The 18,855-nt window shown below is 52.5% G+C and carries 15 protein-coding genes and 1 tRNA gene; 10 read left to right on the forward strand and 6 right to left on the reverse strand.

Annotated features, from left to right (window positions below):
- Positions 1–91: 91 nt before the first annotated feature.
- The gene (locus DDZ13_RS09730) at positions 92–568 is read left to right on the forward strand and encodes a DUF4279 domain-containing protein (RefSeq protein ID WP_110131266.1); all 477 of its coding nucleotides are present in this window, start codon (positions 92–94) and stop codon (positions 566–568) included.
- A 487-nt stretch (positions 569–1,055) separates the two neighbouring features.
- The gene (locus tag DDZ13_RS09740; RefSeq protein ID WP_110131268.1) at positions 1,056–1,316 is read left to right on the forward strand and encodes a hypothetical protein; all 261 of its coding nucleotides are present in this window, start codon (positions 1,056–1,058) and stop codon (positions 1,314–1,316) included.
- Between the two features lie 276 nt (positions 1,317–1,592).
- Here DDZ13_RS09740 and DDZ13_RS09745 read toward each other — a convergent pair whose 3' ends face one another.
- Positions 1,593–1,988, reverse strand: coding sequence for a hypothetical protein (locus DDZ13_RS09745; protein WP_110131269.1), 396 nt, complete (start codon positions 1,986–1,988; stop codon positions 1,593–1,595).
- A 391-nt stretch (positions 1,989–2,379) separates the two neighbouring features.
- Between DDZ13_RS09745 and ligA the strand changes: the two genes are divergently transcribed.
- The 4 genes from ligA (at position 2,380) to DDZ13_RS09765 (ending at position 7,194) form a co-directional block, all read left to right on the forward strand.
- On the forward strand, positions 2,380–4,371 hold the full coding sequence (gene ligA / locus DDZ13_RS09750) for an NAD-dependent DNA ligase LigA (RefSeq protein WP_110131270.1): 1,992 nt from the start codon (positions 2,380–2,382) through the stop codon (positions 4,369–4,371).
- A 154-nt stretch (positions 4,372–4,525) separates the two neighbouring features.
- Positions 4,526–6,136, forward strand: coding sequence for an aspartate:alanine exchanger family transporter (locus tag DDZ13_RS09755; protein ID WP_110131271.1), 1,611 nt, complete (start codon positions 4,526–4,528; stop codon positions 6,134–6,136).
- 27 nt (positions 6,137–6,163) lie between these two features.
- A complete protein-coding gene (locus DDZ13_RS09760) occupies positions 6,164–7,051 on the forward strand; it encodes an N-acetylglucosamine kinase (protein WP_110131272.1) in 888 nt (295 codons plus the stop codon).
- 53 nt (positions 7,052–7,104) lie between these two features.
- A tRNA-Ser gene (locus tag DDZ13_RS09765) sits at positions 7,105–7,194 on the forward strand.
- 247 nt (positions 7,195–7,441) lie between these two features.
- Here DDZ13_RS09765 and DDZ13_RS09770 read toward each other — a convergent pair.
- Together DDZ13_RS09770 and DDZ13_RS09775 are read right to left on the reverse strand one after the other, a co-directional pair.
- The gene (locus DDZ13_RS09770; protein WP_110131273.1) at positions 7,442–8,551 is read right to left on the reverse strand and encodes a hypothetical protein; all 1,110 of its coding nucleotides are present in this window, start codon (positions 8,549–8,551) and stop codon (positions 7,442–7,444) included.
- A gap of 168 nt (positions 8,552–8,719) precedes the next feature.
- On the reverse strand, positions 8,720–9,244 hold the full coding sequence (locus DDZ13_RS09775) for a nuclear transport factor 2 family protein (protein ID WP_158279872.1): 525 nt from the start codon (positions 9,242–9,244) through the stop codon (positions 8,720–8,722).
- A 165-nt stretch (positions 9,245–9,409) separates the two neighbouring features.
- Between DDZ13_RS09775 and DDZ13_RS09780 the strand changes: the two genes are divergently transcribed.
- The 4 genes from DDZ13_RS09780 to deoC all read left to right on the forward strand — a co-directional run bounded on the left by DDZ13_RS09780 (position 9,410) and on the right by deoC (position 13,595).
- Entirely contained in the window at positions 9,410–10,426 is a 1,017-nt protein-coding gene (locus DDZ13_RS09780) for an SAM-dependent methyltransferase (protein ID WP_110131275.1), read from the forward strand.
- A 1-nt stretch (position 10,427) separates the two neighbouring features.
- Positions 10,428–11,705, forward strand: a complete 1,278-nt coding sequence (locus tag DDZ13_RS09785; RefSeq protein WP_110131276.1) for an NAD(P)/FAD-dependent oxidoreductase — start codon at positions 10,428–10,430, stop codon at positions 11,703–11,705.
- On the forward strand, positions 11,702–12,499 hold the full coding sequence (locus tag DDZ13_RS09790) for a DUF1365 domain-containing protein (protein ID WP_110131277.1): 798 nt from the start codon (positions 11,702–11,704) through the stop codon (positions 12,497–12,499). The genes DDZ13_RS09785 and DDZ13_RS09790 overlap by 4 nt, the downstream gene beginning before the upstream one ends.
- A gap of 415 nt (positions 12,500–12,914) precedes the next feature.
- The gene (deoC, locus tag DDZ13_RS09795) at positions 12,915–13,595 is read left to right on the forward strand and encodes a deoxyribose-phosphate aldolase (protein WP_110131278.1); all 681 of its coding nucleotides are present in this window, start codon (positions 12,915–12,917) and stop codon (positions 13,593–13,595) included.
- Here deoC and DDZ13_RS09800 read toward each other — a convergent pair.
- From DDZ13_RS09800 to DDZ13_RS09810, 3 genes are all read right to left on the reverse strand, one after another.
- Complete coding sequence (locus DDZ13_RS09800) at positions 13,589–15,364, reverse strand: nucleoside-diphosphate sugar epimerase/dehydratase (protein ID WP_158279873.1); 1,776 nt, start codon at positions 15,362–15,364, stop codon at positions 13,589–13,591. The genes deoC and DDZ13_RS09800 overlap by 7 nt on opposite strands.
- A 98-nt stretch (positions 15,365–15,462) precedes the next feature.
- Positions 15,463–16,584 (reverse strand): DegT/DnrJ/EryC1/StrS family aminotransferase, encoded by a 1,122-nt coding sequence (locus DDZ13_RS09805; protein ID WP_110131280.1) that lies wholly within the window; start codon positions 16,582–16,584, stop codon positions 15,463–15,465.
- A 116-nt stretch (positions 16,585–16,700) separates the two neighbouring features.
- Complete coding sequence (locus DDZ13_RS09810) at positions 16,701–18,503, reverse strand: phosphoenolpyruvate carboxykinase (GTP) (protein WP_110131281.1); 1,803 nt, start codon at positions 18,501–18,503, stop codon at positions 16,701–16,703.
- Positions 18,504–18,855 lie beyond the last annotated feature (352 nt).

Genomic DNA, 18,855 nt, shown 5'->3' on the forward strand with positions numbered 1-18,855 from the left:
GCTCTTCTTCATTATTGTGATTGGCATAATCGGAGTCCGCAGAGAATTTAAGCGAATCGACAAAATCAAAGGTGAGTATTCAGACAAGTAATTGTTACCGCTCAAATTAAAGCGGGGCGGATGCCTACATCTAAGGAACGTAAAACTGAATAGTTATACATTCCAAGTATCACTTAGAATAAAACACCCAACGCTTAAACCGGATGAGATTACTCGTGCATTGGGTCTTGTTCCTTCATTAGTTCAAGCCGCTGGAAAAAACAGAAGAACTCCAGATGAAAAAATACTTAAGGACGTATGCCGAGAAACGTTTTGGCACCATAAGTTTCACATATCGGAAAGTGCCTCAGACTTGGAGAGCAGTATCGTCGAAATTATAGCTAGTTTGAAGAGCAATCTCGAATTCCTTAATACTATTAAAGAGGCTGGCGGAAGCGCAGAGCTTTTCTGTGGTGTGTTCCTTGATGTAAATATCGGATTAGGGTTCGATAACTCTTTAACTCAGCTACTCGCTGAAGCCAGCTTGCCCCTATCTGTAGATCTTTATCCGCCTGATGAACAAGAGTAGTAATTACTTGCCTATGACATTTATAAAGACCCTTCAGTTTAAAATATACATACACAGCTGGTGCTCTCTCAGGAGCGGCTATAGGAGCAATCTTGTTTGTTGGTTTCCGCCTGATATGGAATAGACTCAAGTAATGAAATTAAATATAGGGAATAGCATATTCTATACACTCATTTTTTCAGAACTCTGCTTATCTATTTTCATGTTTTATGCCCTTCCGAAAATAATTCCGGAGATCGCCTATATGTACGACGACGGAGAATTACCCTTTTACTTCTACGGTTATTGTATACTGTTTCTATTCGTTGGTAATTTGCTTTTCGGGTTGGAGCTTATCATTGCTACGATGGCAGGTATGAGGAAGTCGAATTTGCGTTTAGGACTTCACATCCTTTTTACGATTATAATGTTCGGCTCAATATTAGGAGTGTTCCGTTATTTATTAATAACCTTAAAGACGGTATAGGCTTCACAGAAGGCGATAGTAATGAGCCGATCAAGTAACTTGCCGCCGAAAGGCCTTGCTGATGCGTTGTTCCTCATCGCTTTAACTGTAGTCTGTGTCTGCATCGGGCTTCTGATTTTCTTTCGTGAATCCGAGTTTGTGGGAAACAACCTCAAAGCCATTATTATGCTAAGCGTGTTAGTTGGAGTTCCTGTTATTGGCACTTTGCTTATGATCTTTGGTGAAAAAGTTGGATCTTCAAAAGAAGCGAAGAATGACGAAGACTCGTCTCCAAAACCTTAGCCGCTTCTCCGGACAACGCCGAACCGGTCAACGGGCGTCCACTCGACTCTCGCCTCCCCCACTTCAAACCTCGCCCATCCCGCCTTTGTTGCGCCTCTGGTAGCCCCCTTTAGCTATGATCGGATGGGGTTTGTTCTCCCCCAGCAAATCAGCAGAACTACCATCAGCTTCACTTTGGCGTGACTAGCGCGTCTACGTTCGAGATGGCACTTTCTAAACAAGATGTTGAGCGATTTACGCGATTCTTGCAGGGGATGAGACTACAAAAATGTCGATTCAAAGCGATTTTCCCTGCAAATATCGCGCAAAAAGAAGCTTCTGCTTATCTGCTTCCTCCTTAACGAGGGCCCGTAGAACACGTTCAGGAACAGCCGCCCTCCCCTTTTTGCTAACCTGCTCCAGGATTGAAGATTGCACCTCTGAATGAAGGGTACTGAAGCCCAAAATTTGCCGCACCCGCCCTGAACTGAGACCCACCTGGGCAGCTATACCAGAGCTACTAAGTCCCTCATTTTGAGAAATTTGCACTTTCCATTCCATAGCAACTTCGAGCAGATGCTTTTTGCGATCGTATTTAAATCCTCTAGCCAGTTCCAGACCCTTGAAAGAATCCCAGCGAAACTGAAAAGGCGAGATAACGACCGGGTTCGCCGACCAGTCGTTCAGCGGCACGACAACATGAAACGATTGCGTAAATCGAGTTCGTATCCGACGCCCATCCGGGAGGCCATTTTTAAAGAGCTTCTGATTTCGACATCAGGAGCTCTTTTTGTCTATGCAAACAAATAACTGGGGATGAGAACCCCTGTTCTACTCTTGGGGTTCGACGGAGCGAGGTACGAGCGGAGATGGGACGCGCCCAAGCGCGGGGCCAACGGCCCGAACTTAGTGAGTCAATCCCCTACGGAAGGCCAAACCTTTCAAGTCGATGGCTTCCGGCAAGCACGCGTAAGACTCTCCATCGACGTCTCATTGGGAAATAACTTCTTTCACTGAGAAAAATCCGTCTCTTTACCGTATTCGCGTTGATCCCCTTTGATTACCGGTTTCAAATTTAGCCAGCATGCAGGACTCGCAAAAAGAAATCGCCAAGCTACGCGCCGAGATCGCTGAGCACGACCGCCTCTACTACCGGGAAGCTCAGCCGAAAGTCGACGATCAAGCCTATGATCGGCTGAAAGAACAGCTGGCCCAACTTGAGGCGGCTAATCCGGAGTTTGATTTTGGCGAGTCCCCCACCCAGTCCGTCGGTGACGATCGCCTGGAAGCATTCGAGAGTTATCGACATCGCATGCCGATGCTCAGTCTGGATAACACTTACAGCAGTGAAGAGTTGATCGAATTCGGCAAGCGGCTTGAAAAGCGTTTCCCGGGGCAAACGCTCAAATATTTGGTTGAGCCCAAAATCGACGGCGTCGCGGTCAGCCTGACCTACGAAAACGGGAAATTCATCCGCGCCGTCTCCCGTGGAAACGGGACTGAAGGCGACGACATCACCCAAAACGTAAAGCACATCGACGGACTGCCTGAAACAATCAGTGACGCGCCGGAAATCCTGGAAGTGCGCGGCGAAATCTACATGCGCCACGGGGAATTTGAGCGAATCAACGCCGCCCGCGAATCCGCTGGAGAAAGCCTTTACGCCAATCCGAGGAATCTTGCCGCCGGAACCATCAAGCTCCTCGATCCATCGGTAGCCCGGGCCCGCAAACTCAACATCGTACTATACGGGGTCGGTGCCTGTGAGCCGGATAACTTTTTCACCCATCAAGCCGGGATTCAGGAAAGGCTCAAAGAGTGGCACTTCCCGGTTCTGGAAAAATACTGGTTGGCTGACGGCATTCAGACTGCCTGGGAAAGTATCGAAGAACTGGATGCGCTGCGCCGTAAATTCACTTATCCAACCGATGGTGCGGTTGTCAAACTGGACGATTTTACGCTTCAGCGAGAAGCCGGCTTCACCGCAAAGGCACCCCGTTGGGCGATCGCCTACAAATTTGAAGCCGAACGGGCCGAAACCCTGCTCAAGGAAATCAGCCTGCAGATCGGGCGAACCGGTGCCGTCACTCCGGTCGCGATTCTGGAACCCGTTCAACTGGCTGGCACCACGGTCTCACGCGCGACCCTGCACAACGAAGATGAGATTTCGCGGAAAGACATTCGACCGGGCGACACCGTTGTCGTCCAAAAAGCCGGTGAAATCATCCCTCAGGTATTGAGTGTCAACCTCGACAAGCGCCCGGAAAAGAGTGAGCCCTTTCATTTCGGCGCACACTTGAAAGAACTTGGCATCGAGGCCGAGCGCGACCCCGGACAAGCCGTCTGGCGAATCGTCAACAACAACGACCCAGTCCGGCAGCAGAGAGCCCTGCAGCACTTCGCCAGCCGCGCCTGTATGGATATTGATAATCTGGGCAACGCGGTCATTGAACAGTTGGTCAGCCGCCAACTGGCAAAAACACCAGCCGACCTCTACCAGCTTCAGGAAAACGATTTGCTGGAGCTGGACAAGTTTGCTGAAAAATCAGCGAACAATCTCATTAAAGCGCTCGAAGCCAGTAAGGGCTGCGAACTCTGGCAACTTGTCCACGGCCTCGGCATTCCCCATGTCGGCAAACAATCGGCTAAGGATCTTGAGGCTCATTTTGGCTCGCTTGACGCCATCATGCAGGCGGATGAAGAGACGCTGGAGGAAGTCGATGGTGTGGGTTCGATCATGGCGCAAAGCATTCACGCCTGGTTCTCGAATGAGAATAACCGAGCAGAAATCGAACGCTTGCGCTCGATCGGCCTGAATTTCACGACAAAGTGTCAGGCCCCGGCTTCAGGTCCTTTATCCGGAAAGACCATCGTTCTCACCGGTGCGCTACCCAACTTGACACGCGACCAAGCTACGGACCTGATTGAGAAGGCAGGTGGCCGCACCAGCTCAAGTGTCAGCAAAAAAACCGACTACCTTCTGGCCGGAGAGGCTAGCGGATCGAAATACGCAAAAGCCGAAAAACTGGGTGTGCCGATTATCAATGAAGCGGATTTTCTTGCATTAACCGATTAGGCATAACACCTGCAGGCCCGATCAGCGACTTTCCAGGAACCACATACCCGTACCGTTGAAGGCGACGCTGCTCTAGGTTTGGTAAAAAAAAATCCATGGTATAAGAACCCGTTTTAACTATTCTGAGGTTTACTGGATTAAACATATTCATTTCATGCAAGCACTACACCAACTACTGACCCATCAACCGATGGTCGCTCTCTTTGCCATCATAGCGGTGGGCTTACTCTTGGGTAGCATTACGATTAAAGGGATCAACCTTGGCAGTTCAGGAGTGCTCTTTTCCGCCCTACTCTCCGGCCATCTTGGTTACAGCATTCCCGGAGGAGTCGGCACGCTCGGCTTGGTTTTATTTGTTTATTGCGTCGGTATCGGCGCTGGTGGCCGATTCTTTGCCTCCGTAGCCCGCGAGGGTGCTACTCTGGCAAAATTGGCTCTCGTGATTGTAGCCACCGGCGGCCTGATCACATGGGCTGGCGCCAGCCTACTGGACTTGCCCTCTGACTTGGCCGCCGGAATCTTTGCCGGTGCCCTTACCAGCACGCCCGCATTGGCGGCCGCAACGGAAGGGCTGAAGGAATCCGGCAGTGGAGTGAGTATAGGTTACGGTATCGCCTACCCGATGGGAGTGATCGGCGTGGTCTTGTTTGTGCAACTATTGCCCCGTATTTTGAAGCATGATCTGGAAAAAATCGCGGCCACACATGCTGCGGCAACCGAAATCGAGGAGAAGGTCGAAAACGTCCTTGTCGAAGTGACCAATCAAAATCTCATTGGTAAAAAAATCGCCGATTCAGGTGTCGCCAACTTCAACGCCTGCCAGGTTTCACGTATTTTCAAGAACGGCCAACTCGTGCCCCTGAGCTACGAAGACAGTTACTCTGAAGGTCAATTATTGCTTCTGGTGGGACGTGGCCGGGAAATCAACATCGCGATCGACTATCTCGGCCACCGCAGTCACCGAAATATCCTCAAAGACGTCGAAAACGAGCGGCAACAACTCCTCGTCACCAATCGCAGGATAGCCGGACAAAGCATCCGCGAACTGGCGCCACTCAAACATTTCGGGGCTGTTATTACCAGGATCACACGACTGGGAATTACCTTCGTTCCGAATGCGTCGACCATCATCGAGACCAACGATCAACTAACGGCCGTAGGCCGTAGCGAGGATTTGAAAAAATTTGCCAAAGCCGTCGGCCACCGGAGCAATGCCATCGACACCACCGACCTGTTGTCCCTTTCCGCGGGGCTGACGCTGGGAATCATCGTCGGCCTGATTCCGATCGGACTCCCCGGAAGTACGCCTGTCACCCTTGGTCTCGCCGGCGGACCACTCTTTGTCGCGCTTTTACTCGGACACTTCGGCCGGGTGGGCAGACTGGTGGGGCATATTCCACGACCTACCCGTATGCTTCTTCAGGAGTTGGGGCTCGTCTTTTTCCTGGCCAATGCCGGCGTACGAGGTGGTGGCGCTCTGGCCGAAACAGTCAACCAATACGGAGTGGTTCTCTTCGGACTGGGTATTTTGGTTAGCGTTGTTCCGTTAATCGTGGCCTGGCCTCTCGCGAGGAAGCTCTTCCACTTGGATCCTTTGCAATCACTTGGCGGAATATGTGGTGGTATGACTTCAACACCGGCACTGGGAGCAATCACTGCCAAGACTGACTCACAGGTCCCCGTTGTCAGTTATGTCTCGGCTTATCCGGTTGCTCTCATCGTCATGATCCTAGTCGCCAAGATGCTGATTGGTGTCTTGTCCTGAACCTTTCTTAGGCTTTTTCTTAAACACGTGGAAACCTACTTGGGAATCGATGGCGGGGGCAGCAAAACCCGCGCCCTACTGGTCGATGCGAATGGACGACCATTGCACTATTCGGAATCAGGCCCGAGCAACCTGAACGTCTATAGCAAAGCTAGTGTGCAGGCCTCGTTACGTGCCGTGATCGACGAGTGCCTCCAGGTAGTCAACACGCAGCCATTTGCTACTTGTCTTGGATTGGCGGGGGCCGGCAATCCAGAGACCGGAAGAAAACTGGAAGCCATTGTCGATCCGCTGGGACTCGGAAAGTTTCGTATCGTATCCGATGCCGAGATTGCTCTGGAAGGTGCCTTTTCCGGTGGCCCCGGGATACTCTTGATCGCAGGTACCGGTTCCGTGTGCCTGGCAAAATCAGCCAACGGCAGTACCCATCAGTGCGGTGGCTGGGGCTGGCTGGCAGACGATGCCGGAAGTGCCGCCTGGATCGGGCAACGTGCTCTGGAAGCTGCGGTTCAACAAAACGACGGCCGCTTAGAAGGACAGCGCCTTAAGGATGAGGTGTTCGCGCACCTTGAGATCAAAGACAGCAAAGATATCAGTAACAGGCTCTATCAGCCCCTACTCGAAAGATCCCAACTCGCCGAGCTTGCAAAGCTCGTACTTCAGCTCGCGGAGAATGGCGACGATGACGCTCAACTGATTCAGATAAGCGCGCTCAAAGAATTGGAGAAGCTGGTACGGGCCACCGCCCGGGTGGCCGGGATTCATGCTACAGTCGCCCTGGCTGGCGGGCTGTTGAGCCATAACCAAAGCTTCCGCCGTGCCCTTGAAGGCAGGCTCAGTGACTTCACCATTCAAGAACCCGAATTCAATCAATTGGAAGGTGCCGTCGCACAGGCCCGTAAAATCCGAAAATGAAAGAGTCCATACTTGCAAAACAGTTCAAGGCTCTCTTCATTCCGAGTTCTTGAGGAGAAGTGACAGAGTGGCCGAATGTGCCTGACTCGAAATCAGGTGTGCCGGAAACGGTACCGGGGGTTCGAATCCCTCCTTCTCCGCCAGGCTTCGTCTGAAGCGGAGCGAAGCTACGAAGCCGGACTCCGAAGCCCCAGTGGAACTACGCCCGGGCAAGCCAGGCAAAAAACGACCAGCGCCCTTTCGTCTGCAACTCGTTGCAGCTACGAAGTCTGTCCCGGCGTCGCGCAGCAGAGCCGGACTCCACAGCTCCCACCTGAACTACGCCCGGCAAGCGTGAATGAGAAGAAAACGGCTTCTACGACTACAGCGAAGCTTGGAGCCAGATGAAGACTACTCCGCCGGCAGCAGATTCGTGTCTGGTTCAAGTGTGGCTTCTTCGGCTTCAGGTGTTTCCGATTCAGTATTGGGATCCACTGCCTCTTCGACCTCTTCGACCTCTTCCGCCTCATCTGCACCGTATTTTTCCTCGCGATAGGCTTTTGCCTCCTCCCGGTCGCTTTCCGGAAACGCAACGCCCAAACGCGATTCGTGCCATTCAATCGCCTCGACGCGTGATTGGTTCGTGGAATATCCGTTTTTAAGCGTTTCCATCTTTTGCTCGTAGTAATCCCGGTTACGCGAGTTTTCCGCGGCTTCCTCTTTCAGGAGTTCCACTTGTTTCTTGTAAGGAACGAAAGTGAATTCACTTTCCGCCCGCGCCTGACTGACAAAGCCTTCAAAACGGTCGTCGATATAAAGATGCGAGTCGTCGTAAGCAATAAGCGCGCCTGCGTTCCTGTCCTCCACCTCGGATTCCTGATCCATCTCCGGTAAAGCCTCCCAATCACTCACAAGTTCGTTCAAAATCGCAAGTCTGGTGTTCTCACTTAGCAATTTGGAGGGCACACGGAAATAAGCGCCTTCCCCCCGCTTCACGAGGAGATCGTTTCCATCAATGAAGAGCACTTGCCCGGCAAAGCCCTGGCCAGCCTGGTTTTCAATATCGATTTCACCCGTCAGTGCCTGATCAGGACCCATCTCATTCAAGGCCAATTTAAACTCATCGATCAAGCGGATCATTTGCCTCATTTCATCCATTTGCGTCACGAGGGCATCTTTGAGTTCTTTCCCCCTGGTCCGGGTCTTCTCCGCACTGATAACTTTTTTGTTGAGCCCACCTTTTTTATCGGGAGTCGCCATCATCGATTCGGCATCGCTCAAACGCCCCTGAAGCTCAGCCAGGTTTAATACGAATCTTTGTCGAAGCGTATCCCAAACCGCGGGATCATCCAGGCGGTGCTTGCGGCACAGACGACGAAAATCCGGCTGATTTTTGAAACTTATAAAAAGATCCGTGTACTTTCCGTCATGTTTTTCAGCAAACTTTTCAACGCTCAAGTCGCTCAACTGCGGTTGCTCGGGTGTCTCGTTTGCCGAGAGGCCGACAAACGGAATGACCAAAATTAAGAGGTAGAATAAACTACGCGGTGGCAACTCAAAGCAAAGACGGTAACAACTCCTGAACATACATTTATGTCATTCTGTGCCCATCCAGTGGTCAAGGCATTTTGCGCGATTTGAGGGCGTTTGATGTGACCGTGGGCAGTCAACGCGCAGCCCGGAAGGTATTTACATTTTTTTCTTAACAAAATTGATCAGCTGCTTCGCCACCGGAATTCGTTTATAGACGATATCCGTCGGGTCCCAGTAATCCTGATGGAAAATAATTTTACCATCGGCGTTGAATCTCATGTGCGTCATCCCGATCGATTCTTCCCAGCTTCCATCAGGTGTCTTTTCAAAATCAAGCCGCATGAGCCAATCAATGTAGAACTCATCACCCGAACGAATAATTCTGCGAAACTCAAATTCGGCGGCCTTGAGTGGCTTGAGGCCGTGTACAAAATAGTCACGGATTTCTGTCGAACGCGCAAACTGCTTGAAAGCATCCCGAAAATAGACCTCTTCCGCATATACGCGGGTGACATTCTCTCGCAGGTTTTCTTCCGTATAGTTGGTAAAAAGAGCCCTGACCCGGTTGAGCATTTCAGCCTCAGAATCACTGCCTTCCGCCGGCACCTCATGATTCGACGGATCGGTCCACTCGAGCGCCGCGTTGTACTTGTCATCAGGAACAGTCTGCGTGTGTATCATAGAATTACTTTTGGTCGTGCACCCGGTCATAAAAATCAGGCTTAGAAAGAGGGTTGCGATTAAAAATGCGTGAAGCAGTTTCATGATAAAGAAGCGCAGTGGTGAGGAAAAACTTACATCCCCATGAATGTAAGTTCTTTTTACAACAGTCGTTAGTTATAATTTATGAGCATTTCCATCAAATTAGCCGAGCACGGTCTTTTACCCGACAGCCTTATACGAACCGGTATCCGCAAATTACTTTCCGAGCGGCTGAAGTCCGCTCGCGGGAGCCACAAAACAGACAGCGACTGGATTAAGGAGCTTTCCGCCAAGCCGCTGGCCGAAGAGACGGACGCCGCCAACGAGCAACATTACGAGATTCCCGCCCCCTATTTTCAAACTGTCCTTGGAGAACATTTAAAATACAGCTGCGGTTACTGGCCCGACGAGGTTGACACTCTGGATGCTTCCGAGGCAGCCATGCTGAAGCTGAGCTGTGAACGGGCCGAACTGGATCAGGACCAGGACATCCTGGAGTTGGGCTGCGGATGGGGATCCCTGAGCCTCTGGATGGCAGAACATTACCCGCAGAGCCGTATCACTTCGATCAGCAATTCCCACTCGCAACGGAAGTATATCGAACAACGCGCCAAAGAAAGGGGGCTGGAGAACCTTCAGGTGGTCACCTGCGACATCAACGATTTCAAACCGGAAGGACATTACGATCGCGTCGTTTCCGTGGAAATGTTTGAGCATGTGCGCAACCACAGAAAGTTGTTTACCCAGATCGAGAACTGGTTGAGGCCGGGCGGAAAGTGCTTCGTGCACATATTCAGCCACCAGTCCGAAACCTATCTTTTTGAAGCTCGCGGGCCCAAGGATTGGATGTCGCGCTACTTTTTCAGTGGCGGGATCATGCCTTCTTCAACCCTTTTGATTTCAGCTGCCGAAGGTATTCTCAACCCCGAGGAAAAGTGGTTCGTCAATGGCAACCATTACAGCCGGACACTGGAAGCCTGGTTACAAAAGCAGGACGCTAATCGCGAAGACGTACTTCAAACCTTCCGGGAATGCTACGGAAGTAGCGCCAAATTGTGGTATCAGCGCTGGCGGATATTTTACATGGCCTGTTCGGAATTATTTGCGTACAACGAAGGCAGAGAATGGCCCGTGATGCATTACCGATTCGTCAAAGCGTAAGATGAAAGCCGAATCCCAGCGCAAGAAGATTGCTGTGGTCGGTTGTGGCGTGGCCGGTCTCACTGCGGCATGGTTACTCAATCGAAGGCACGAAGTCCATCTCTTCGAGAAAAACGACTACATAGGCGGACATACACGAACGCTCAAGATCAAGGACGGGGTAGATACCGGACTGGCCGTGGATACCGGGTTCATCGTGATGAACCACCGGAACTATCCGCTTTTTACAAAGGTTTTGAAGCAGCTCGGGGTGAAGCTTGCCGACAGCTCCATGACATTCAGCTTTCACGACAAGACTTCGGGCTACGGATACTCCGGCAATACTCTGAGTACGCTTTTCCCAAAGCTAAGTTACTACTTCATGCCCAAACATCTCGGCCTGGTTCGGGATCTCGCACGCTTTGCCCGCATTGGCTACCGCGACCTCCAGTCGGGCTACCTCGAGGGTAAGACTCTGGGGCAGTATTTCGAGAGCCGATCTTTCGGCCAGAACTTCCGTGAGAATTACTTCTACCCCATGGGGGCTGCAATCTGGTCTTCCCCCGTCGAGGAAATGGAAAATTTCCCAGCTCAGCCCTATCTGCATTTCCTGGAAAACCATGGTCTTCTACGCCTGACCAATCGTCCGCAGTGGAAATATGTCAAGGGAGGCAGCCGCAGCTATGTCAAAACGATGCTGAAGGATTTTAAGAAAAAGCCGAATCTGAATGCCGCTCCGGATGGCATTCGCCGGACGACAGACGGAGTCATTTTACGCAAGCAGGACGGAGAAGAGCTGGCATTCGATCATCTCGTAATTGGCGCGCATGCCGACGAAGCCCTGGCCATGCTCGATGACCCCAGTGAAGAAGAAAAAGCCAACCTGTCCGTTTGGCGATACCAACCAAACGAAGTCGTCCTGCACACCAGCGAAACACACCTTCCACCCGACCCAAAACAGTGGTCCTCCTGGAACTTCCTGCGCGAACCGGGCGACGGCAAGAGCCGCCCCGTACTGGTTAGCTACTACATGAACCGCTTGCAGAACCTAAAAACCGGAAACCACTACATCGTTACTTTGAATGCAGGTGCTTCCATACCCGAGGACAAGGTAATCAATCGCACGACGTTGACCCACCCACTCTACTCCGAACAGGCACTCGCCTCTCAGCCACGGCTTGCGCGAACGAACGGCAAACGGAATACCTGGTTTTGCGGCAGCTACTTCGGATACGGCTTTCACGAGGATGCGGTCCAGTCGGCAGTGGAAGTGGCAAAGGGCTTTGGCATCGAACTATGATCGAACATTCGAAGATCTATCGGGGGAAGGTGACCCACGAAAGAATCGGGCCGGTCGACCACACCTTCACCTACCCGATGACGTTTTTCTCCTTCGCGCTTGACGAATTGAAGGAAATTGAGAGCTCGACCTCACTTTTTGGTTACAACCAAAGCCGCCCGCTCCGGATCAGCGATAGCGATTTCCTGAGGGGCAGCAGCTTGTCCATCTCCGAACAGCTGAATGAATTCTTACCGCCCGAAAAAAACGACGAACGAACCTTTCTGATCAGCTCACCCCGGTATTTTGGATATGCGTTTAACCCGGTAAATTTCTACCTGCGTATGGACGGCGAAACACTCACCTGTGTCGTTGCCGAGGTGAACAATACCTTTGGTGACCGTCATATTTATCCGCTGAATGATCTGAAGCCGGAAGGACCATCTAAGTGGACCGCCAGCTGCGCAAAGGATTTTCACGTATCCCCGTTCAACGACATGTCCGGTGAATACCATTTCACCTTTCGTATCGAGAACAATGAACTTTTCCTGGGAGTGGACCTCTGGAAAAACGGCGAGTGTGCCATGAAAACCTGGATCGAAGGGCGGGGACTGCCTCTGACTGTCGGTCAGGTTATTCGTCATGCCCTTTTCCGCCCATTCGATACCGCAATCAACAGTATGCCGCGGATTCTCTGGCAGGCTGCCATACTGTACTATCGCAAAAAACTCCAAGTCTACAAGCGGCCCAGCCCGAGCTCCATCCATACAGTCAAGGACCGGGACAAACCGGACGATTGCCGCGATATCATCTAATACCAGCAACTTACTTTTAAGGTTAATATGAATCCCAAAACAGAGCTTTGACTTGTGCGGGCTCAATCCAATGAAGCCTCAGGCCACGTTGCCTCGCTGGTGAAAGCGGGGTGATCGAAACGTGGATTCGTCTTTTTAAAAGACAAAGGCACGCACTGTATTCTACCACTGTGTGACTTTTACGGGTGGCATACGGCGTCGGGACATGCGTGGTCTTGTCGCTACGCATGTCCCGATTGATCGCTCAGGGAGAACTTTTCTGAATTCGAAATCCATCCTTATTTGCGATGCTACCAATGGACAGGAAGGTTCATTCTCCGTTTATTGGCACAGATGCGATGATATTGCCAGTAACAGTCAGTGGATGATATAAGTCGCAGCTCGACCTCCGCCCCACTCCACCTAAATTAACAGGATGGATCATTTAAACCGCTACCTGGACGCTGCCGTACTTAAACCTGAAACAACTCGGGAAGAGGCTCAAGAAGCGATTAAAGCCTGCATTCGCCTAAAGACATTCAGCGTATGCGTACGTCCCTGCGATATCGAGCTGGCTCAGTCTCTTTGCCGGGGGACGGAGACGAAAGTCTGCGTGGTTTTGGGTTTTCCGCACGGGGACCAACTCTCAGCGAGCAAGGCCGACGAGGCTCGACATTATATCGAATCAGGTGTGGACGAAATCGACATGGTGGCAAACTATGGCTGGGCCAAATCGGGTGACTGGGATGCCGTGCGTGCCGACATCGCTGGCGTTGCCCGGCAATGTAAGGCAGCCAACGTGTTACTGAAGGTCATATTTGAGACGGCACAACTCACTGCCGGACAAATACAACGCCTTGCAGAAATTTCTATCGATGCCGGTGCAGACTACATAAAAACCTCAACCGGTTTTAACGGTGCAGGTGCGAAAGAATCAGATGTGCAAGTCATGCTCGAAACCGCTGCCGGCAAGGCCAAAGTCAAGCCCTCCGGCGGCATTCGCGACGCAGCGACCGCCCGTCGATTTATTGAGATGGGAGCCTCTCGTCTGGGGGTCGGCTGGACCTCTTGCGCCGCGATTTGTGAGGGCGGCGAAGTATCCGGGAGTGGCTACTGATCCTCCGAAGGCGTATATTCGGGCACGAACTTCTGAATCGTGGCCTTAATGGCAGGCGCATTGCGGCCGGCGGCGATGCTGGCGAGTTCCTTCTCCATGTGTTCAAAGTCCAGGCCATTCCGATCGGCGACGAAGCGCAATACACGCGGGTGGCGGGTCTTTTGAAGTTTTTCACTGATGTGCTGCACTTCCTCGAAACGCTTTTCACCGGGGCGTAGACCCGTATAAATGATCTCGATATCTTCTCCCGGGCGACAACCGCTTAACTGAATCATCTGTCGTGCTAGGTCATCAATTTTGACCGCTTCACCCATATCGAGAACAAATATTTCGCCCCCCTCACCCTGAGTGGCGGACTGAAGCACCAGACCAACTGCCTCCTTTACCGTCATAAAAAAGCGCTTCACCTCCGGATCGGTGACCGTAACCGGTCCACCTGCTGCAATTTGCCTCCGAAAAATGGTGATGACACTACCCGATGAGCCTAGTACGTTGCCGAAGCGCACGGACATGAACTTTGTGACATTACCCTCGGCATGCTGTTGCGCTGTTACAGACAACTCAGCCAAGCGCTTGCTGGCTCCCATCACGCTGGTCGGATTAATCGCTTTGTCCGTGGATATCATCACGAAGCGCTCGACCTTGAATTCGGAAGCAAGCCGGGCCAAACATGTGGTGGCCAGGAAATTGTTTCGCAGGGCCTCGTCCGGCTGGACCTCCATCAGATTAACGTGCTTATGCGCGGCGGCATGAAAGACGACTTCGGGCTGAAAATCTTCAAAACGAGCTCTGAGAACCTCCGTATTGTAAACATCCGCCACACAGGTCCGCACATCGACTTTGCACTCTGCCTCTTTCAGGAATATCTCTTGCTCTAGCTCGAAGATAGCTATTTCCGCCTGATCCAGACAGAGCATTTCGGACGGGGCATAAGTCAGGATTTGGGCAACCAGCTCTTTACCAATACTGCCCCCCGCGCCGGTGACCAAGACACGCTTTCCTTTGAGCATATCGCGGATATCCCCGGAATTCAGGTTTACCGGATCACGGCCGAGCAGATCCTCCAATTGCACCGGCCGTAGCTGTGATACCTGGGCTCGACCACTGACCAAGTCTGTAAGCGCCGGCACTGTGTCAACTTTCAGCCCCGCCTGACGGGCCAATTCAGCCACTTCGCGCATGCGCTTCACCGAGGCCGAGGGAAAGGCGATGACCGCCTTGTTCGCAGAATAACGCTTGGCCACCTTGGCCACTTCGTCGACAGTATCGGCCACAAGAAGACCATGGATGTAGCGCCCGACCTTTCGCGAATCATCATCGAGAAAAGCCACCGGTCGCATACCCAACCTTGCTTTACTCATGAGCTCGGCACAGAGACCTGCCCCGACTTCACCCGCACCAATAATAACAACATTATCCGCCGTATCTACCGAGAGCCAGTCCTCCGGCCCTCGACTTGACTTAACCCGCATCAGAATACGAAAAGCTGCGATCGCCAGAAAACTCAGCAGAAAATAAGTCAGTATAACCGCCCTCGGCGGCACGTTTTTGCCTCCGTAAAGATACCACATCGACAAGAGGATGAGGCAGTTCGCGAACAAGGCCGCAAACAACCGCATGGCATCCGGAAGACGGAAATAGGACAAAATTGAGTCCACCTGCCCACCCGCATAGAGTAGCATCAACTGTAAGCCGACGACCCACCAGATGGTATTGATGCGGTCCATCGCGTGTTGCGGATGAAGATCGATGCCGAAGTCAAAACGCAAGTCATAGGCTAGCCAGTAACTGGCGCCGGACACCAAGGCATAAAACAGCAGAAGTAATAAATTCCTGATGTTCAGGTATCGCCCTAGCATCGCCACAATCATGAGCGGAACCCTTCATTCAAGAAACTGATTATGGCATCGATGACACGTTGACGCTCCGCACCGGACATCCCGGAGCCGCTCGGCAGGCAAATGCCCTGGGCAAAGAGCGATTCGGCCACCTGACCGCCATAACAAACACAGCCGTCAAAGACCGGCTGCAGGTGCAATGGCTTCCAGACAGGACGTGCCTCAATATCCTCTGTTTCCAAGGCCGCAATCAGGGCATCACGCTGAGAGACACCTCCGCTAAGCGTCAAACAGGACAGCCAGTAGTTGGCTTCGTCCGGCTCTTGAATCGGCATCATCGCCACGTTCTGGTATTTATCGAACGCCGCCTTATATGCTTCAAAGTGGGCTCGCTTGGCAGATATGCGGCGCTTCAGGTCGGAGAATTGACTGAGCCCCAACCCGGCTAGCACATTACTCATGCGATAATTATAGCCGACTTCCCTGTGTTCGTAATGCAAAACAGGTTCACGCGCCTGAGCGGAAAGATATCGGGCCCGCGATAACCATTCCTGATGATTCGAGAGCAACATCCCTCCCCCGGATGTCGTAATTATTTTATTACCGTTGAACGAAAAAAAGGCGATGTCCCCCATCGAACCGGCGGGCCAGCCCTGGTAACTCGCACCGACAGCTTCAGCGGCGTCTTCAATCAGTGGCTTGTCATACTTACGGCAGAGCTCAATGATCTTCCCCATCTCCGCACACTGCCCGTATAGATGCACCACGATAACCGCCTTGATTGCGGAACGTTCCTGCAGGGCCTTTTCGAGCAGGGCAGGATCCATATTCCATGTGCGGCGCTCACTGTCGACAAAGACCGGCTCCGCCCCGAGATAACGGACCGGATTGGCGCTGGCGGCAAAAGTCATCGAGGGACAAATCACTTCATCCCCCTGACCGACCCCCAGAACCTGCAGGGCAAGGTGCAGTGCCGCTGTTCCGGAGCTGAGGGCCAGCGCATGCTTCACCCCGACACTGGATGCCACCGTCTTTTCAAATTCCTCCAAATGGGGCCCGACCGGCGCCACCCAGTTCGAAGCCAGCACGGCATCCACACTGGCATGATCCTGCATGGAAATGTCGGGCGGTGAGAGATAAATACGGGGCATACGCGCGTATGCTCAGTCATCGGACAAGAATTGACCAACTTTTTTTAAAATAAAGTACGAGGCTTCAAACAGTTGACCACCTCCGGCCAAAGCAAAGAGCAAGGACCAAGCTCCCCTTACAACCGCGAGATAAGCAGTTCGCGCTCAAAGATCATTTCCTTCGGCAGATGTGTGTGAAGCTTGAGGAAGAGTTCCTCGTGCGGGAGTGTCTGCATACGTATGCGTTCGCGATCAAAGTCCATTAGCTTGTCGTAGTCCTCCTCGCTAAAATCGATACCGCGCCAGTCCAGGTCTTCGTAACGTGGCATCCAGCCGATCGGAGTCTCCTTCGCCCCGGCTCGACCTGTCGCCCGCTCCACAATCCAACGAAGTGGCCGCATATTTTGGCTGAATCCCGGCCAGAGGAAATTACCCTCCTCACCCTTGCGGAACCAGTTCACGTTAAAAATCCGGGGCGTCTCATTCAAGTCGCGCTGCATACGAATCCAATGCCGGAAATAGTCACCCATGTGATAACCACAGAAAGGAAGCATGGCCATCGGATCACGGCGAATCTTGCCCACCGTGCCCTCGGCCGCAGCCGTCATTTCCGAGCCGATCGTCGCACCCAGATAAACACCATGTCCCCAGTTAAAAGCCTGAGTGACCAAAGGCACGTCACTCATCCGGCGACCCCCGAATACGATGGCATGAATCCGCACACCCTCAGGTTTCTCCCAATCCGGATCAATCACCGGGCAGTTGGCCGCCGGTGCCGTGAAACGGCTATTGGGATGCGCAGAAGGCGTTTCGCTGCCCGGAGTCCAGTCGTTTCCCTTCCAGTCGATCAAATGGGCCGGCGCTTCATCCGTCATTCCCTCCCACCAGACATCACCGTCATCCGTCAACGCCACATTGGTAAAGATCGAGTCACGCTCGCAGGATGACATGGCACTTGGATTGGTCTTAACTGAGGTGCCCGGGGCCACGCCGAAAAAGCCAGCCTCGGGATTGATCGCGTAAAGCCGACCGTCGGGACCTGGTTTGATCCAGGCGATGTCATCGCCAACGCAGGTTACTTTATACCCGTCCATCCCTTCTGGTGGTGTGAGCATGGCAAAGTTGGTCTTCCCACAGGCGCTGGGAAAGGCCGCCGCGACGTATGTCTTGGTGCCGTCGGGCTCTTCCAGGCCGAGAATAAGCATATGCTCGGCCATCCAACCCTCGTCGCGCGCCATGGTGGAAGCGATGCGTAGTGCCAGGCATTTTTTCCCGAGCAGTGCGTTGCCTCCGTAGCCGGAACCGTAGGAAACAATGGTGCGCTCTTCCGGGAAATGGACGATGTGGGTATTTTCCGGATCGCAGGGCCAGGGCACATCTTCAACGCCTTCGTCCAGCGGGTAACCGACAGAGTGCAGGCAAGGGACAAAGAAGCCGTCATCCCCCAACACCTCAAGTACCGGATCTCCGATACGCGCCATGATACGCATATTCACCACCACATAGGGGGAATCCGTCAGTTCCACACCGATCTTGGAGATGGGGCCGCCGACCGGCCCCATACTGAAGGGAATCACATACATGGTGCGCCCGTGCATGCAGCCCTTGAAGAGCCCCTTCATCTTGCGGCGCATGGTCCGTGGGTCTTCCCAATTATTGGTGGGCCCGGCGCCGTGTCTATTTTGAGAGCAGATAAAAGTTTTTGATTCGACCCGGGCCACATCGCTCGGGTCTGAGCGGAAAAGATAACTGTTGGGGCGAAGCTTCTCGTTGAGCTTAACGCACATTCCCTTGTCGACCATCATGTCAAACAACCCATCCGCTTCCTTCTGCGATCCGTCGCACCAGTGAACGGCATCCGGTTCACAGAGCTCGACCATTTTTTGAATCCACTTCAGCAGGGCCTTGTGTTGGGTTTTCGGGGTATCGTAATCAACCATGCCTCAAAGCTAAGGTGTCAGGCTAAAAAAGGTAAGCTTAAACAACTGGAATTTTGCACAAACAGAGGAATTTCACATCTATTAGGGATCAAAATCTTTCGAATCAGAAATCGTAATCCTGACAAACCGGTCCGCGCGTCCTGCTGGGAAACACCACCGCAATGAATCGAAATACCATTTCGAAGATTCTTTGATCCGGTTAAAAGGAAAATGCGGCAGGGCCCGGCTGGACCCTCAAGTTGAACGGTTCGAAATTTTTTGAATCGGGATAAGCTCGCACACAAAGCGCCTGAAAACTGCCCCGTAAGACCTGTCCCTTTCGCCAGTTCGCTGAAAATTCTGCATTCGGCAG

The sequence above is a fragment of the Coraliomargarita sinensis genome (assembly GCF_003185655.1).
Taxonomy (GTDB): Bacteria; Verrucomicrobiota; Verrucomicrobiia; order Opitutales; family Coraliomargaritaceae; genus Coraliomargarita_B; species Coraliomargarita_B sinensis.

Bases quoted from the DNA above. Each gene is read 5' to 3' on its own strand.
- deoC (WP_110131278.1), top strand. From the start codon at position 12,915: ATGGATCATTTAAACCGCTACCTGGACGCTGCCGTACTTAAACCTGAA.
- DDZ13_RS09790 (WP_110131277.1), top strand. From the start codon at position 11,702: ATGATCGAACATTCGAAGATCTATCGGGGGAAGGTGACCCACGAAAGA.
- DDZ13_RS09785 (WP_110131276.1), top strand. From the start codon at position 10,428: ATGAAAGCCGAATCCCAGCGCAAGAAGATTGCTGTGGTCGGTTGTGGC.
- ligA (WP_110131270.1), top strand. From the start codon at position 2,380: ATGCAGGACTCGCAAAAAGAAATCGCCAAGCTACGCGCCGAGATCGCT.
- DDZ13_RS09780 (WP_110131275.1), top strand. From the start codon at position 9,410: ATGAGCATTTCCATCAAATTAGCCGAGCACGGTCTTTTACCCGACAGC.
- DDZ13_RS09755 (WP_110131271.1), top strand. From the start codon at position 4,526: ATGCAAGCACTACACCAACTACTGACCCATCAACCGATGGTCGCTCTC.
- DDZ13_RS09740 (WP_110131268.1), top strand. From the start codon at position 1,056: ATGAGCCGATCAAGTAACTTGCCGCCGAAAGGCCTTGCTGATGCGTTG.
- DDZ13_RS09805 (WP_110131280.1), bottom strand. From the start codon at position 16,584: ATGCCCCGTATTTATCTCTCACCGCCCGACATTTCCATGCAGGATCAT.
- DDZ13_RS09775 (WP_158279872.1), bottom strand. From the start codon at position 9,244: ATGATACACACGCAGACTGTTCCTGATGACAAGTACAACGCGGCGCTC.
- DDZ13_RS09810 (WP_110131281.1), bottom strand. From the start codon at position 18,503: ATGGTTGATTACGATACCCCGAAAACCCAACACAAGGCCCTGCTGAAG.